Raw genomic sequence first — 544 nt, 5'->3', positions numbered from 1 at the left:
ACCGAAACGATGACAAAGGGTGCTACTTTGTGAATCCGACAGTGCTCACCGATGTCGATACGTCCATGAACATCATGCATGAGGAAACATTCGGCCCGGTCGCCCCGATCGTCACGTTTTCTGATATTGATGAAGCGATTCAGCTTGCCAACGATACACCGTATGGCTTGGCTGCTTACTTCTTCACAGAAAACTACCGCCGCGGCATCTATATTTCCGAGAATCTAGAGTATGGCATTATCGGCTGGAATGACGGCGGACCGTCAGCTGTTCAAGCGCCATTCGGCGGAATGAAAGAAAGCGGCATTGGCCGTGAAGGCGGTTCAGAAGGCATCGAGCCGTACCTTGAAACAAAATATTTGTCCATCGGTTTATAAAAGAATGCACGCTCCTGAGAGCTGCCGGATTTTCCGGCAGCTCTTTTTGTGTTCCGGCGAATAATCACAACAATTCCAGCCAAAATAACAGCAAATACATTTTGAAAGAAGGTTCCCCAACAATGGATTTATTATTGGCTCTTCTCCCGGCTTTGTTTTGGGGGAGC

General features: G+C 48.2%; 1 pseudogene. It reads left to right on the top strand.

Annotated elements, in window-relative coordinates:
• A pseudogene (gene gabD, locus ACWHAR_RS31100) lies at nt 1-377 on the top strand (succinate-semialdehyde dehydrogenase); the annotation flags it as partial.
• Between the last annotated feature and the right edge of the window lie 167 nt (nt 378-544).

This window comes from Bacillus sp. LR--39 (assembly GCF_053613335.1).
Note: the sequence above shows the minus strand (reverse complement) of the source record. Positions and strands in the feature narration are given on the sequence as shown.